Raw genomic sequence first — 16806 nt, forward strand, 5'->3', positions numbered from 1 at the left:
TCTCTTTTTATTTATATAGTTGTGTGCTATTTTTTCAATCTTTGTTATCCTTTTTTCGATTTACGATACTCACGTGGAGACATCCCCATGATTTTGCTGAATAACCGGGAGAAATAATAGGTATCTTCTATACCTATTTTATAGCATATCTGATTAATTTTCATATCAGTAGTGTCGAGTAGCTGGCAGGATTGCTGTATCTTTAATAAGTTGAAATAGGTCAAAGGACTATGGCCTGTTTTCTTTTTGAACAACAGGGAGAAGTGGGAAGGAGAATATCCGATCTGATCGGCTATATCTTGTAGGCTAAGATGCTTTTCCATATTCTCTTTCATATAATGAATAGCCAGTTCGCTTACATTTTCATCTTCTGCTGCATCATTATTTGCAGTTGCATTGCGAAATTGTTGTATATATCGCAATGTTCCCAAATAAAAATGAAACATAGAGAATGCATAACGCAGGTTCTCATTACTATAACCATTCTTCAAAGTATTGAATATCTCTTCAAACAAATTGATTCGTGTACTGATGCGTGAATGCGATTCAGGTTGGATATCCATTGGGCGGCTTGCCTCTTGAGCGTAAAAGGGAGCGAGAATACCTTTAAAGTGTATCCAGTAAATAGTCCATGGATACGATTTGTCGGAAGCATAGGCATGGGGAACTCCCGCAGGGAGGATAAAATACTGGTTGGCGGATACGGTATATTCCTGATTGCCGATGCGATACCATCCGGCCCCGTCTATGCAATAGATGAATACATACTGGTTGATAGGCTCTTTCCGTTCCCGGAAGTGATGCTTGGCTTTCGGATAATATCCGATGTCAGTAATGTGTAGCATGGAGGTAAGAGGGTCTTCTTCCATTTTGTCAACGATAATGCGGGGAAGCACTAAAGCTCTTTCTCCGGTAAATCCATCTTTCAACTTTACCATAATCTCATAGTATATGATTCGACTGTTCTGCGCAAATATATAACAATGTATCTTATCTATCAAATAAACTGCAAAAAATAAGATTGTCCATCTTTATCGAATGAAATTCTATTTTTTATGCTCTTGACATGCTCTATCTTTGCAGTATCAATTAATCAATCTTCTAATGGTATGAAAAGTTATAATAAAAAGTTTGTCTATTTTATATGTTTAGTCTCTGCGATGGGCGGACTTCTCTTTGGCTACGACTGGGTGGTGATAGGGGGAGCGAAGCCTTTCTATGAACTCTATTTCGATATTGCCGATGTACCCGCCATGCAGGGACTTGCCATGAGCGTGGCTTTGCTCGGTTGTTTGATTGGCGCTATGGTGGCAGGCATGATGGCAGACCGTTATGGACGTAAGCCTCTCCTGATAATTTCTGCTTTCATATTCTTGTCTTCAGCTTATGCTACCGGAGCGTTTTCCGCATTTAGTTGGTTTTTGGCAGCCCGTTTTTTAGGTGGCATCGGAATCGGAATTGCTTCGGGACTTTCTCCCATGTATATTGCCGAAGTAGCTCCTACGTCAATTAGGGGAAAACTCGTTTCGCTGAATCAATTGACGATTGTACTCGGTATCCTGGGCGCTCAAATCACTAACTGGCTGATTGCAGAACCTATTCCTGCAGACTTTTCTTCTGTGGATATTTGTGCTTCATGGAACGGGCAGATGGGATGGCGATGGATGTTTTGGGCGGCTGCCTTCCCTGCTGCGATATTCTTGTTGTTGGCATGTTTCATCCCCGAAAGTCCCCGCTGGCTGGCGATGAAAGGAAAAGAAGAGAAAGCATGGAATGTGCTTAGTAAAATAGGTGGTGATGATTATGCCGATCAGGAACTTCGCTTGGTGGAAGAAACCGGTTCTTCGAAGTCGGAAGGAGGATTGCGGTTATTGTTTAGCCGTCCGTTCCGCAAGGTACTTGTTTTAGGCATTATTGTGGCTGTATTCCAGCAATGGTGCGGTACGAATGTAATCTTCAATTATGCGCAGGAGATATTCCAGTCTGCAGGGTATTCGTTGGGAGATGTTCTCTTTAATATTGTGGTGACAGGTGTGGCGAATGTAGTTTTTACTTTTGTGGCTATCTATACAGTCGAACGCTTGGGACGTCGCGCTCTGATGCTTTTCGGTGCCGGAGGGCTGGCTGGCATTTATCTCATTCTCGGCACTTGCTATTTCTTCGAGGTAAGCGGATTCTTTATGGTGGTACTTGTTGTGCTGGCTATCGCTTGCTATGCAATGTCCCTGGGGCCTATCACTTGGGTGCTGCTTGCCGAAATCTTCCCGAACCGGGTGCGTGCCGTTGCAATGGCAACCTGTACATTTGCTTTGTGGGTAGGTAGTTTCACGCTGACATACACTTTCCCGTTACTGAATAATTTCTTGGGAAGCAGTGGTACATTCTGGATTTATGCAGTCATTTGTGCTGTCGGCTATTTGTTCTTCTTCCGTGCGTTGCCCGAAACGAAAGGCAAATCACTGGAAGCATTGGAAAAGGATTTAATCAAATAAAAAAAACAACAGGTTGGCAAATTAACAAGTAAGTAAATAGGTATTGGATAACATCATCAATCAGGCAGGGAGAATGTAAAATCTCCCTGTCCCTGACCCTCTTTGTCTCTTGATCTCTTTGTCAACGAATACAAAAACAAATTTATAATCAATAATACGATGGTAAAAGCATGGAAAGAAAAGGTGGTTATACCTACTTATGAAGTAGGCAAACCGGAGAAGAATCCAATATTCTTGGAGAAACGCGTATATCAAGGCAGCAGCGGGGTAGTTTATCCTTATCCTGTGATTGAATCGATGTCCGATGAGAAAGTGGATAAGGAATACAATGCTATTTTTATCGAAAACGAATACATTAAGGTCATGATTCTGCCCGAACTGGGCGGACGTGTACAAATGGCATACGATAAAATTAGAGAACGTCATTTCATTTATTATAATCATGTGATAAAGCCTGCTTTGGTAGGGCTTGCCGGACCGTGGATTTCAGGCGGCATTGAGTTTAACTGGCCTCAACATCACCGCCCCAGCACCTACATGCCTGTAGATACGACTATTGAGGAAAATGCTGACGGAAGTGTCACGGTATGGGTGAATGAAATGGAACGTATGTTTCATCAGAAAGGAATGGCAGGTTTTACGCTTCGTTCGGGACATGCTTTTCTTGAAATCAAGGGAGTACTTTACAATCGTACTGAAGTACCGCAGACCTTCCTGTGGTGGGCAAACCCTGCCGTAGCGGTGAACGACTACTATCAGAGCGTATTCCCGCCCGATATCAATGCCGTTTTCGACCATGGAAAGCGTGCCGTATCCAGTTTCCCCATCGCAACGGGTACTTACTACAAGATGGATTATTCTGCCGGAGTAGATATCTCGAACTATAAGAATATCAAGGTTCCTACTTCCTATATGGCTGTCAACTCCCGCTTTAACTTTGAGGGTGGATATGAGAATGATACTCGTGCCGGCATGCTTCATGTAGCGAACCACCACATTTCTCCGGGCAAGAAACAGTGGACGTGGGGAAACGGCGACTTTGGCCGCGCATGGGACCGCAACCTGACGGACGAAGACGGGCCGTACATTGAACTGATGGCAGGTGTCTATACCGAAAATCAACCGGACTTTACCTGGCTCCAACCTTACGAAGAAAAGAGCTTCGTTCAATATTTCCTGCCTTACCGGGAATTGGGAGTGGTGAAGAATGCCAGCAGGGATTTGCTGATGAATATTGAACCGGAAGGGGAGGACAGCGTTCGCTTCAAGATATTTGCTACTTCGCGCCAAACGGTAAATGTTGTCTTGAAAGGTGAAGACGGGAAAATATATTATAGCAAGGAAGTGACTATCACTCCGGAAGAATTGCTGGATGAAACGGTAAATGTGAATGGTGAGAAGCTCGACAAACTGATTCTTGAAATCACGGCAAACGGAAGGGAATTACTTTATTGGCATGCAGAACCGGAAGAAGTGAAACCTATTCCCGACGCTGCTGAAGCAGCCCTGCTCCCGGAAGAAATAAAGACTACTGAACAGCTTTATCTGACCGGCTTACACTTGGAACAGTACAGACACGCCACATACAATCCCGTAGAATACTACGAAGAAGCATTGCGCCGTGATCCGATTGATGTGCGTAATAACAATGCGCTTGGTCTATGGTATATCCGTAAAGGCCGTTTCCATAAAGCGGAGCAATACTTGCTTACAGCCGTAAAGACCTTACAGAAACGTAATCCGAATCCATACGACGGAGAACCGATCTATAATCTCGGTCTTGCCTTGAAATACCAGAGACGATACAATGAGGCTTACGACCGTTTCTATAAATCTTGTTGGAATGCCGCCTGGCAGGATGCGGGATACTTTGCCTGCGCGCAGATTTCTACCATGCAAAGTCGTTTGGAAGATGCCTTAGACGAAATAGACCGTTCGCTTATCCGCAACTGGCATAATCATAAAGCCCGCGCTCTGAAAACTGCTATTCTCCGCCGGATGGGCAGAACCGAAGAAGCCCTGCAACTGATTGAAGACTCATTGGCTATTGATAAATTCAACTTTGGCTGTCGTTATGAGAAGTATCTGATAACGAACGTAGTCGACGAATTGTCTGTCATGAAAGAGATGATGCGTGGAGAACCTCACAACTATGATGAAATAGCTCTTGACTATTGTGCCGCAGGTTGTTGGCAGGAAGCTGCTTCCTTATGGAATATAGCCATTGCCGAAGGTATTGTTACACCAATGACTTACTATTATCTGGGCTGGTGTCTGCACCAGGGGGGACTTTCCGGAGTGAAACAGGCATTTGCCGATGCAGTCAAAGCTTGCCCCGATTACTGTTTTCCCAACCGTTTGGAAGCAATTCTTGCTTTGCAATGTGCCATGGTACAGAATCCGGACGATGCAAGAGCTCCTTACTATTTGGGTAATCTGTATTACGACAAGCGCCAGTACGACCTGGCTATGGAAGCATGGGAAACTTCCGCAAGACTGGACGGTAGCTTTCCGACCGTATGGCGTAACCTGGCTTTGGCATTCTTCAACAAGAAAAATGAGGAAGCGAAAGCCATCGAATGTATGGAACGTGCTTTCCGCCTTGACACAACCGATGCACGTATCTTGATGGAACTCGATCAACTTTACAAGCGTGTCCGTCGTTCGCACAAAGAGCGCCTAGCTTTCCTGCAACAATATCCTGAACTTATTAAGCAGCGTGATGACCTGATACTGGAAGAAATCACCTTGTTGAATCAGACAGGAGAGTACGAAAAGGCGAAAACGGTATTGGATGCACATAACTTCCATCCCTGGGAGGGTGGCGAAGGAAAAGTGCCTGCCCAATATCAACTGGCTCGTGTGGAATTGGCAAAGAAAGCATTAACTGCCGGTGAGAATAAAGAAGCAATATCATTATTGGAAGAATGTCTGGAATATCCGCATCATCTTGGTGAAGGCAAATTGTATGGTGCACAGGAGAATGATTTTTATTACTTCCTGGGTTGTGCTTACGAAGGATTGGGACAACATGACAAGGCTACGGAATGTTGGGAACAGGCAATCATCGGACCTACCGAGCCGGCTGCCGCCATGTACTACAACGATGCGAAACCCGATAAGATATTCTATCAAGGTCTGGCATTATTGAAGCTCGGGCGTATGGATGAGGCTAACGGCCGCTTTCATAAATTGACTTCTTATGGAGAAAAACACTTGTTTGACAAGATTAAAATGGATTATTTTGCAGTGTCGCTACCCGACTTGTTGATTTGGGAGGATGACTTGACGATAAGGAACGTAATTCACTGCAAATATATGATGGCATTAGGATATTGGGGACTGAACCAGAAGGAGAAATCCGTCCGGTTATTAAGTGAGGTAGAAAGATTGGATATTAATCATCAGGGGATTCAGGCTTTTAGAAGCCTGATAGGGTAGGACAACTTAGTGGCGATGTTTAATTTTAAGCATCGTCACAAGCTCCTTTTTACATAAACCTTAAATAACAATGACATGAGAAATATTAAAAACAGTTTAATCATGAAAATTACAGGCTTTATTGCAATTGGCTTTTCCGTTATGTGCAGTACGGCTGCATGTTCGGATGATCCGGCAGCAGTCGCTAACCCCGACCCTGCTGTTACAGTGGTGAAAGTACCTAACGGAAGTTTTGAAGAAGACGCTGCCGAAACAGCTTCTCCTAAAGGCTGGACAGTAAGCGGGGACTATTCTGCCGCAAAAGTGGTGCAAGGGGGATGTGAAGGCAACTATGCTTTACATTATGGAGCAACTTCGTCATATACGGTATCCACCTGTCAAACTGTCAACGGTTTGGAAGATGGTATTTATGACCTTGAATTTTATTATAAGAGTACCGGAGGACAAGCCTCTTGTTATGTGGCAGCCGGCACCGATACTAAGAAAATGACTTCATTACAAGCATCTCCTTCTACCTGGATTCGCTCCTATGTGCGCGGGATAAAAGTGGAAGGCGGTAAATGTGATATTGAAATCCATAGCGAATCGGCTGAAGCAAACTGGAGCCGCTTTGACGGGCTGCGTTTGAAGAAAACCGAGAAGGAGTATAATCTGTTGAAAGGCGGTGATATCTCACAACTGACTTACGTGGAGCAGATGGGTGGCAAATTCTATGAAAACGGTGAAGAAAAAGACTGCATCGAAATATTGAAGAATAATGGTTTCAACATTGTCCGTCTCCGTCTGTACAATGACCCGGGAAATCCGGACTATTCTCCTTCCAACCGTTTGCCCGCAGGTATTTCAGGACCGGAAGATGTTTTGCGGCTGGCAAAAAGAGCTAAACAAGCCGGTATGCAGATACAGTTGACTTTCCATTATAGTGATTACTGGACAAATGGAGAAGAGCAGAACAAACCGCACGAATGGGAAGCGCTCGACTTTGATGGACTGAAAAAAGCACTCTACGATTTTACCTTTGATTTCATGAATAAGATGAAAGCACAGGGGACGACTCCTGAATTTGTCTCGTTGGGTAATGAAGTACAAGCCGGCATGTTATATCCGGATGGAAGTTGTGACAATTTTGCGCAGCTTTCCGAACTATTCAATACAGGTTATGATGCGGTGAAAGCTGTATCACCGGATTCAAAGGTCATTATTCACTCGGCAGGTGCCGGAGATAAAGACTTGTATAACTGGTATTATGGTGAACTGAAAAAAAGAAATACGAAATATGATATAATCGGTACTTCTTATTATCCTTTCTGGACGAAAAATACGGCAGCACAAATGCGTGAATGGGCGGATTATATCACAACTAAATTTGATAAGGATATTTTAATTATGGAAACTGGATATAGTTGGGACAAGACTTTGCCTGACGGAACTCAGGGGCAACTGTCGGACAACGGGCCGTATTTGGATTTTTCCCCGCTTGGACAGAAAAACTTCATACTTGAGCAAATCAAAGAAATAAAACAAGCGAAAGACGGTCGCATACTTGGTTTTCTTTATTGGGATCCTATCTTTATCGAAGTGGAAGGCATGGGATGGGAACTGGGTGCCAAGAATTATGTGAGCAATACCACCTTGTTTGGTTATGAAGGAAATAGATTGGAAGTATTGGATGCATTCAAATATAACAACTAAAAGGAAGATACCATGAAGAATATTTTAAGTAGATTCGGAAAAATCAGTTTGTTGCTGGCACTTATGTATTTTGTTGTCGGTTGCGATGATGATAAGGAAGATGTGGCTCCCGGTCTTTATGTAATGAGTGATGAGATAGAGACGTTTCCCGGTGACACCGTTTTGGTATCAGGAACCGCATCTAATTATGTAGGATTGGAAAGCGTCACATTAAGTTGTGAACAATGGGGGATTCATAAAGTATATGAACTGGGCGGGCAGAAGCCTAAAGTCTTTAATTATGATTATCAACTCATTGTACCGAAAGACGCTAGTTTTGAAGAATATTTATTGATTACTATCCGTGACGTAGACGGTCGGGAAAGCAAGAAAAATGTGCTGCTGACTTATGTCGCTGATATGGAGAGTCCGATTATGCAAACCCAACTTCCGTCGCGGATAGCAGTAGATTTCGATGCAGCCGCAAATAAAGGAAGTTGGAGTCTGAATGTGAAGTTCACCGATGATCGCGAGTTGAAAGATATTCGTCTTCAAATCCCCAGTATGCAAATAGATGAGACGGTAAAAGTAACCGGGCGTAATGGAGAATTGAAACGTACTATTGATTTTACTACGGGAGAATTTCCTGTCACTTTGACTATAACGGATGCCGGAGGCAATGAAACTGTTGTCATTACTACGGTTGTTGTTATGTTGGCAGAGAAGGAAGAACCATTTGAAGATTACCCTGTAATGTGGGTGGTTAATGCTTCGGAGAAAGCTGACGACTACCTTGACGGCTACTATGCACCGATGACCCGCAAGGGAGAATACCAATATGAAGGAAAAATTTATGCTGACAAGGCGAACTTCCAAATCTATTTTACGGCTGAGAAAACGATGGACGGTGACCTTTTCGGTGTAAGTCCTTACGTTAATTCAAAACTGATGAATAATAATGGTTATGTGGTACCTGTTACGGTGGCTGAGTCAGGCTATTATGGTGTTTGGATTGATTTGCAGGCACATACTTATAGCATGTGGAAACTGGAACCTTCAGCGACAACCTATACAGGATCGCTCACCGTGTCCGGCTGTGGCTTCAGTGATTTTGCCGATTGGGGTACGCCTGCTACAGAGATGGCGCGCAATGGATATCGTTATACCTCTACCTTGCACCAAATCGGCAGTTATTCAAGTACGCGCCAATACTATGCAGCCCGTGTGTCCGACTGGGGATATGTTCTCCGCTATTGGGGCGATGCGACCGGATGCGGCTGGTGGGAAGATACTACAAGCGCAGGTGGCAGTGTGGCAAGCTATGCAAGCGACTATGACGGTGCAGTGCAAATCACCTTCGATACAGCTATTCTTTGGGCTACAATCAAGAAAGTAACAGAATAAAAAGAGAACAACTATGAAAACAATATATTCAATATGTGCGAGGACAGGATTCTTTTTTACCTTCCTGTTGTTGGCTACTTCACTGATGGCACAAAATATCCAAGTGAAGGGACTGGTGAAAGACCCGGCTGGTGAAGCTATTATTGGTGCGAGTGTAGTCGTGAAAGGTACTACCAATGGCTCCATTACCGATTTGGACGGTAAGTTCAGCCTGTCTGACGTACCCTCGGGAGCAACGATTACCGTTTCGTATATCGGTTACATTTCTCAAGAGAAGAAAGCGTCCGCTACACCGATGGAGTTTATACTGAAAGAAGACACTAAAACATTGGATGAGATTGTAGTAGTCGGCTATGGTACGACTAAAAAGAGCAGTATCTCCGGTGCGGTGGCTTCCGTAAAAGCCGATGAATTGCCAACGGCTGCATCAGCTTCAGTAGGTTCCATGTTGCGTGGACGTTCGTCAGGAATGAATATCACACAAAACAGTGCCAATCCGGGCGGTTCGATGAATATCTCTATTCGTGGTGGGCTTTCGGGACAAAGTCCGTTGATTGTAATTGACGGTGTGCCGCAGTTGTCAACAAAAACAGTGACAGCAGGAACAGCATATAGTGGTGGCGAGAAAGACAATGCTCTGATTAATCTCAATCCTAATGATATCGAGACAATTGATATTCTGAAAGATGCTTCCGCGGCGGCTATTTACGGTTCGGATGCTTCGGGCGGTGTGATTCTGATTACTACCAAACGAGGAAAAACAGGTAAGCCCGACATCTCTTATTCCGGTTCGGTTGCTTTCCAGTATATTAAGGATGCGCCGGATTTCCTGAATGCGCGTGATTTTATGATTGAACAGAATAAAGTGTTTGATGAACTGGGACGTGGGGATGAAAAGAAATATACTGATGGGCAGATTGCTAATTTCGTAGGCGACGGAACAGACTGGATGGATGAAGTAACCCGTGTAGGCGTCGTTAATGAACATAATCTTTCGGTTTCTGCCGGTACGGACGCCACTAAATACTTGTTCTCATTGAGTTATTATGACCACCAGGGAATTGCCAAAAATAATTCGATGAACCGTATTACCGGACGTTTGAATGTTGACCAGACTATCAACCGTATGTTGAAAGCCGGTATTAATTCCACTTTCTCACAGATAAAGTATCACGATGTACCGTTGGGTGATGCCCGAAATGATAATTCAGCGTTGATATACTCGGCTATGACATTTATTCCTACCGTACCGGTGCGTGATGAAGAGGGTAAATATTCCGTAAATCCGATTCGTGATGTCTACCCGAATCCGGTTTCGTTATTGGATATTACCGACCAGACAGTGAGCCGCGACCTTTTTGTCAGTGGTTATCTGGAATTCCGACCAATCAAAGATTTGCTGATAAAAGCTACTGTCGGTTTCGATATGAAAGATGTGCAGGCCGACCAATACATTCCCACCACGACCAAAAAGGGATATAGTGTGGACGGTCAGGCTTCCAAGCAAAATGCGAAATCGCAAATGAACCTGTTCAATGTGATTGCCAATTACACGAAAGTGTTCAATGAAATACATGACGTGAACCTGATGGCTGGTTTTGAATATAAGAAGTCGTCTTGGGAAGGGATGGGTATCGTCGCTTCACAATTCCCATACGACGGCTCTTTGATGAACAATATCGGGACAAGTGAGCAGGAAAAACCGACTATCAGCTCATATAAGGGAGCTAGTGAAATGGCTTCATTCCTTGCACGTTTGAATTATTCGCTGGCATCCAAATATATCTTGACTGTGAATCTCCGCGTAGACGGTTCGTCCAACTTCTCAAAGGAGCATCAATGGGGCGCTTTCCCGGGAGTATCGGCAGCCTGGCGTATGAATGAAGAAAACTGGCTGAAGAATATCGGTTGGTTGAGCAACCTGAAACTCCGCGCAGGTGTGGGGCAAACCGGTAATGCGGGCAACCTCACCGGTATCAATACCTATTATAAAGTTTCACAAGGCGCATTTGCACCTAACGGAAGCTTGGTAAACGGTATGGCTATCTCCAAACTGGGCAATGATAAATTGAAATGGGAGACACTGACCGACTATAACTTCGGTATTGATTTCGGTTTCTTCAACAACCGTTTGTCCGGGTCTGTCGACCTCTACCAACGTCTGCGTAAGGATGTCATTCTGGAGAAAAATTTGATGTCCTATCAGGAAGTGAAGACGATAGATTACAATTCGGCGACAGTTTACCGTGCCCGTGGTATAGATATCGGTATCCACAGTGTAAATTTCGACAATAAGAACTTTGGCTGGACTACTGACATCAATTTCTCCTATTACCGCAATCACACAACGAAACGTGATCCGGACTTCATTCCTGCTGTCTATCAGGACTATGTGGAAAGATGGGACAACATCTACGGATACAGGACGAATGGCCTGATTCAGATGGATCGGATTTACAACCATCTCCAGAAATCTGGTGCCGGAGCTATTCTGTATCAGGATTTGAACGGTTACCAACTGGATGAGAAGGGCGAAAAGATGCGGGATAGTGAAGGACGTTATATCCGGACAACGGGAGGGGATGGCGTGCTTGATGAAGCCGACATGGTGGTATTGGCAAATAGTACTCCGATTCCTTTCAGTATTAACAATACTTTCCGCTGGAAAAACTGGGATGCCAACATTTACCTGTACGGTTCTCTGAACGGATGGAAGGTGAACGACATCAAGTTGCAGTCCATTTATGGAATTGAAGACATTACGTATGGCGTCAATGTCTTGGATGAGGTAAAGAACCGCTGGTCGCCTGCCAATCCTATGGGTACATTACCGGGTGTGGCGGAGGCTTCTTCGGGCGTTGACCCCAAGAAGAGTGACTTTTTCCTCGAAAAGGCTTGGTATCTGCGTTTGGATAATGTGTCAATCGGTTATACTTTCCCTGCCCAATGGTTCAAGAATAAGATTCGTTCAGTCAGACTGTATGCCGCAGGGCGCAATCTGGCCGTATTTACTCCATATAAGGGAATGGATCCTGAAACCGGAAACGGTATCGGAGCTTATCCGAATCAGTCTTCATTTGCTATTGGTCTGGATGTGAAATTCTAATATATACTGGGTATGAAAACAATGAAATATATAGCAACAGCCTTGATGCTGTTATCGATGACTTCCTGTGAACTGGAACGTTTGGACTATACCGAAATCTCTCCGGAAAACTTCTTTAAGACGGAGACTGACTTGAAACTGGCGGTAAATTCGCTCTACTATGATTTTAACCCCGGTGATTTCAAAGCTGTTTATTCAGCGGATTATATGGGATATCAAGTAATAGGTGATATGACGACTGATGTGCTTTGGTGTTGCTGGGCGTGGGAGTCAGATGAACTTTATTTCCAACAGTGGTATGCTACTGTGGGAGGCAGTATTCAGAATCATGCTTACTCAAATTTCGAGCGTTATAATTTTCTTTCGAAAGCACGTAATACCATTCGTCGTATTGAAAACTCTCCGGTGAGTGAAGACGCAAAAGCGCTTTATTCGGGTGAAGCGAAGGCTTTGCGCGGATGGATGGGGCTTTACCTTTATGATATGTTCGGTCCTGTGCCGGTGGCTTCGGATGAGGTGTTGGACGACCCGCAGACTTTTGTCTATCTTCCCCGTCTGACGGAAGAAGAATATGACGCAATGATGGAAGCGGACTTGCGGGATGCAATTCGTGATTTACCCGAAGTGGCGGAGGCACGCGGACGTATGACGAAAGGGGCGGCACGTATGATTCTGTTGAAATATTACATGATAAAAGGCTACTTCGATAAAGCGGAAATTTTAGCCCGTGAATTGTTGGAGATGGAAGGACGTGTGTACAGCCTGCAACCTGATTATAACTATATCTTCTCCAAAGAGGGAATAGGCAACAATGAGGTGATTCTGCAACTGGCTTGCAATAATACTGCCAGTTGGTACTCCAACTACATGACTGCCGAAGTGCTTCCCGCCGATTATCCTTGGGCTGAAAAGGCTACCGGTTGGGGTGGCTATGTAATGCCTTGGGATTTTTATGGCACATTTGAAGAAGGAGACTTGCGTCTGAAGAACGTAGTTACTGCTTATACGAATAAAAATGGAGAAAAGATAGACCGCTCAAATAGCAGTCAGTTGGCAAAGGGTGCGCTACCCTTGAAATACGGTATGGATCCGGATATGAAAGACGGGCAAAGCGGCATTGACGTGGTTATCTATCGCTACGCTGATGTGCTGTTGACACTTGCCGAGTGTATCAACCGTAATGAGGGCAGTCCTACAACGGAAGCCATTGGTTTGGTAAACCGTGTACGCAAGCGTGCCGGATTGTCGGAACTGGATGACGCTCAAACAGCTTCCGGTGAAGCCTTCAATGAAACCATCCTTCTGGAACGCGGTCATGAGTTCTATCTCGAAGGGCTTCGCCGTCAAGATTTGATTCGCTTTGGAAAGTATGTGGAATATGCCAATAACCGCATTGATGCCATTAATAAATCCGAAGGACGCGGCTACTTCAATGTACACGAAGGACACAACCGTTTCTGGATTCCGCAGAGTTTCATTGATGAGTCCAAAGGGGCTATCAAGCAAAATGATTATGATAGATAGTAAATAGTAGTAAGTAGATAAACCATGAAATATATATTCTTATATATCCTTGCCTGCCTGTTTACGGTAAATGCGGTAGCGCAAAGTATCAAACCGACTGTTGCGGTCTTGGGCGATTCATATTCTACCTTTGAAAAGTATATTCCGGACACCAATAAAACATATTACACAACTACCGATTGGTCTAAGACAGGGGTAGTGAATGTGAAACAGACGTGGTGGCAGGTCATCAAGAAAGCCGGTTTCAAGTTGGGAGCAAACGACTCCTATAGCGGGGCTACTGTATCCTATTCGGGATATAATGACGAGGACTATGCCGACCGTTCATTTATTACAAGGGTTCCCCGTTTGGGGAATCCTGATATCATCCTCATCTTCGGTGGAATCAATGACAATTGGGCAAACACTCCTATCGGTGAGTACAAATATGGAGATTTCAAGCGTGCCGATCTGTATACCTATCGTCCTGCATTGGCTAAATTGATAGAGTTGGCTCAAGAGCATTATCCCAATGTGACGCTTTACTTTATCATCAGTGATGACTTGAAAACGGAGATTGTGGAATCGACCAAGGTTGTTTGCGAACATTACGGAATAAAATACGTACAACTGCAAGGAATCGAGAAAGAAAGCGGGCATCCTACTGTAAAAGGAATGGAAACAATTGCGAATCAAGTATTGACTCTGATTAAATAAGAGTTACATCATTAAAAACACATATTATGAAGAAGAAAATTTATGCAGCTTTAGCGTTTGCTCTATATGCAACCACTTTTCATGCACAGCAGATTTATGAGCTTTCCGCTCCGGCGAAAGAGAAGACTATATATACGGGACACCTCAAGATGGGGGGCAGTAACCCGTCGGGTGGAAATATTTCCGTAAACAGCTATTATATGTCTATCGACGGAAAGCCTGTGATACCTGTTATGGGAGAGTTCCACTTTACCCGTTATCCCCGTGCACAGTGGGAACAGGAGATTGTAAAGATGAAAGCCGGTGGGGTGAATGTATTGCCAACCTATATTTTCTGGGGATTACATGAGGAAGAGGAAGGCAAGTTCTGCTGGAGCGGCAATAAAGACTTACGCCATTTTATAGAACTTTGCAAGAAACATGACATGCCGGTCATCGTACGTATCGGCCCTTTCTGTCACGGTGAAATACGTAACGGCTCCATACCCGACTGGCTTTTCGCCCGTCCGGTGGATGTACGCAGCAATCAGCCTCTATACCTCTCTTATGTAAAAAGACTTTATGGAGAGATAGGCCGGCAACTGCAAGGATTGTATTATAAGGATGGCGGTCCGATCATCGGTTGCCAGTTGGAAAATGAGATGCAGCATTCTGCATCTCCTTGGGGAGTGAATTATCCCGGTGAACCGTTGGATTTTACTGTGGCAAGTTATGACATTGACTATGCTATGATTGGCGTAAGTGTAATGGATAAGAAAGTCACTACGGCCGAACTTGGGGAGGAACACATGCGTACCCTTAAAAGAATGGCACAGGAAGAAGGTATTATCACTCCGTTCTATACAGCCACCGGCTGGGGAAACGCAGCTGTTATTGACAATGAAGCAATTCCTGTGACATCCGCCTACACCTATCCTTTTTGGGAAGAACCGAGAATGTCGCCTTTCTGTATGTTCAAAGATATACACCGTGTGCCTGATTATGCTCCGGTGCGTTATGATGCGGAACGATTCCCCTCGTTCTGTGCGGAAATGGGTGCAGGAATACAGATGATTTATCGACGCAGACCTATCGTTACGGCACGTGCAGCACAGGCGTTGATGATTCGTACGCTCGGTAGCGGAAGCAACGGCATCGGATATTATATGTATCACGGAGGAAGCACTCCACTACGTCAGGATAATATAGGAAGTTATCAGGACGAACCGATGGGGATGCCCAAAATCTCCTATGATTTCCAGGCTCCTCTTGGCGAATTCGGACTGGAACATCCGTCTTATCGTTACCTGCGCACCATCCATTCGTTTCTTGCCGATTTCGGCAGTAATCTTGCTCCCATGGAAACCGTATTACCGGAAGGTTGGGAAAAGATGACACCCGAAAATCGTGATGATCTGCGTTATGCTGCCCGGATGAAAGATGACAGCGGATTCATTTTCATGATAAACTTTCAGGACCATGATACATTGCGGCATGATATGGACGGTCTGCAACTGCAATTGAATCTTCGGAATGAAACACTGTGCATACCTGAACAGGGAACTTTTACATTGCCGAAAGATGAAAGCATGATTCTGCCATTCAACTTGATGCTCGGAAGTGCCAGACTCCGTTATGCTACAGCACAACCTCTGATGAAAATCAATGATAACGGTATCGACCATTATATTTTCTTCGCCCCGGAAGGTATGAAACCGGAGTATTGTTTTGATGCCCGCACCGTCAAAGGTAAGGCTAAATACGCCGTCACAAGCGGTCTGAAAAGTACTATTACTGTCACACCCCGCAACGGTAAGAAAATAAAAATTACGACACTGAATCATGAACAGGCACTCAATGCCATCAAGGTGGATGGGCAACTATTGATAACGACAGCTACCGTATTACCGACGGCAGAAGGTATCACCCTGCAACAACTTGGAAATAACGCCTTTGATTATATCTTGTACCCTTCGGCAAAAGGATGGCAATCACAAACAGTGCAGGTTCAGCCTGTCAGCCACGAATGTCGTGTAGAGAAGATAACCACTCGTCGTATTACCGTAGCTTTCAGTGATACCGTTCATACCCCGCAAGTGAATGAATACTTCATGAAGATAGATTACACGGGTGATGTGGCAATGGCCTTCCTCGGTGGAAAAATGGTACAGGATGAATTCTGGCATGCCCAACCATGGATGATTGGTCTTAACCGCCATAAAGAGATGATGAACAAAGAAGCTATGTCGTTCTACTTCCGTCCTTTACGTTCGGATGCTACCTGTCTGCAAGATTTGCCCCAGTCTGCTATTCCTGATTTTAAGGGAAATAACCAGGTGCTTGAAATTAAGAACGTGGAGATTATTCCTCAATATCAAGTGGAGATAAATAAATAGTTCACGTGAATCAGTAGTTGAATGTAAATCGAAACCGAACTTTCAACTACTGATTCGTATCTAATCATGAAAATCAAAAAAATGTGCAGCGATATGC

General features: G+C 44.3%; 9 protein-coding genes. 8 read left to right on the plus strand and 1 reads right to left on the minus strand.

Features of this window, described 5'->3' with window-relative positions; all coding sequences use genetic code 11:
* Positions 1 to 44: 44 nt before the first annotated feature.
* Positions 45 to 938, minus strand: coding sequence for an AraC family transcriptional regulator (locus DWZ47_RS00355; protein WP_004306566.1), 894 nt, complete (start codon positions 936 to 938; stop codon positions 45 to 47).
* A gap of 171 nt (positions 939 to 1109) precedes the next feature.
* On the opposite strand from DWZ47_RS00355, the gene DWZ47_RS00360 reads away from it, so the two are divergent.
* The 8 genes from DWZ47_RS00360 to DWZ47_RS00395 all read left to right on the plus strand — a co-directional run bounded on the left by DWZ47_RS00360 (position 1110) and on the right by DWZ47_RS00395 (position 16709).
* On the plus strand, positions 1110 to 2492 hold the full coding sequence (locus tag DWZ47_RS00360; RefSeq protein ID WP_117512084.1) for a sugar porter family MFS transporter: 1383 nt from the start codon (positions 1110 to 1112) through the stop codon (positions 2490 to 2492).
* A 159-nt stretch (positions 2493 to 2651) separates the two neighbouring features.
* Positions 2652 to 5933 carry a DUF5107 domain-containing protein gene (locus DWZ47_RS00365; RefSeq protein ID WP_117512085.1) on the plus strand — a complete coding sequence of 1094 codons (3282 nt, stop codon included), beginning with the start codon at positions 2652 to 2654 and terminating at the stop codon, positions 5931 to 5933.
* Between the two features lie 75 nt (positions 5934 to 6008).
* Positions 6009 to 7625: an arabinogalactan endo-beta-1,4-galactanase gene (locus DWZ47_RS00370; protein ID WP_117512086.1), complete on the plus strand. Its 1617-nt coding sequence runs from the start codon at positions 6009 to 6011 to the stop codon at positions 7623 to 7625.
* A 12-nt stretch (positions 7626 to 7637) separates the two neighbouring features.
* The gene (locus DWZ47_RS00375) at positions 7638 to 9008 is read left to right on the plus strand and encodes a hypothetical protein (RefSeq protein ID WP_117512087.1); all 1371 of its coding nucleotides are present in this window, start codon (positions 7638 to 7640) and stop codon (positions 9006 to 9008) included.
* A gap of 13 nt (positions 9009 to 9021) precedes the next feature.
* On the plus strand, positions 9022 to 12114 hold the full coding sequence (locus DWZ47_RS00380) for a SusC/RagA family TonB-linked outer membrane protein (protein WP_032845800.1): 3093 nt from the start codon (positions 9022 to 9024) through the stop codon (positions 12112 to 12114).
* 12 nt (positions 12115 to 12126) lie between these two features.
* Positions 12127 to 13638: a RagB/SusD family nutrient uptake outer membrane protein gene (locus DWZ47_RS00385; RefSeq protein ID WP_032845802.1), complete on the plus strand. Its 1512-nt coding sequence runs from the start codon at positions 12127 to 12129 to the stop codon at positions 13636 to 13638.
* 24 nt (positions 13639 to 13662) lie between these two features.
* Positions 13663 to 14334 carry an SGNH/GDSL hydrolase family protein gene (locus DWZ47_RS00390; protein WP_117512088.1) on the plus strand — a complete coding sequence of 224 codons (672 nt, stop codon included), beginning with the start codon at positions 13663 to 13665 and terminating at the stop codon, positions 14332 to 14334.
* Positions 14335 to 14360: 26 nt separating this feature from the next.
* Positions 14361 to 16709: a beta-galactosidase gene (locus tag DWZ47_RS00395; protein ID WP_117512089.1), complete on the plus strand. Its 2349-nt coding sequence runs from the start codon at positions 14361 to 14363 to the stop codon at positions 16707 to 16709.
* Positions 16710 to 16806 lie beyond the last annotated feature (97 nt).

The organism is Bacteroides sp. AF32-8BH (assembly GCF_003435205.1).
Classification (GTDB): domain Bacteria; phylum Bacteroidota; class Bacteroidia; order Bacteroidales; family Bacteroidaceae; genus Bacteroides; species Bacteroides ovatus.

What these genes read in the sequence shown, in the direction of transcription:
- DWZ47_RS00355 (WP_004306566.1), bottom strand. Translation starts at nt 938, where the DNA reads ATGGTAAAGTTGAAAGATGGATTTACCGGAGAAAGAGCTTTAGTGCTT.
- DWZ47_RS00360 (WP_117512084.1), top strand. Translation starts at nt 1,110, where the DNA reads ATGAAAAGTTATAATAAAAAGTTTGTCTATTTTATATGTTTAGTCTCT.
- DWZ47_RS00365 (WP_117512085.1), top strand. Translation starts at nt 2,652, where the DNA reads ATGGTAAAAGCATGGAAAGAAAAGGTGGTTATACCTACTTATGAAGTA.
- DWZ47_RS00370 (WP_117512086.1), top strand. Translation starts at nt 6,009, where the DNA reads ATGAGAAATATTAAAAACAGTTTAATCATGAAAATTACAGGCTTTATT.
- DWZ47_RS00375 (WP_117512087.1), top strand. Translation starts at nt 7,638, where the DNA reads ATGAAGAATATTTTAAGTAGATTCGGAAAAATCAGTTTGTTGCTGGCA.
- DWZ47_RS00380 (WP_032845800.1), top strand. Translation starts at nt 9,022, where the DNA reads ATGAAAACAATATATTCAATATGTGCGAGGACAGGATTCTTTTTTACC.
- DWZ47_RS00385 (WP_032845802.1), top strand. Translation starts at nt 12,127, where the DNA reads ATGAAAACAATGAAATATATAGCAACAGCCTTGATGCTGTTATCGATG.
- DWZ47_RS00390 (WP_117512088.1), top strand. Translation starts at nt 13,663, where the DNA reads ATGAAATATATATTCTTATATATCCTTGCCTGCCTGTTTACGGTAAAT.
- DWZ47_RS00395 (WP_117512089.1), top strand. Translation starts at nt 14,361, where the DNA reads ATGAAGAAGAAAATTTATGCAGCTTTAGCGTTTGCTCTATATGCAACC.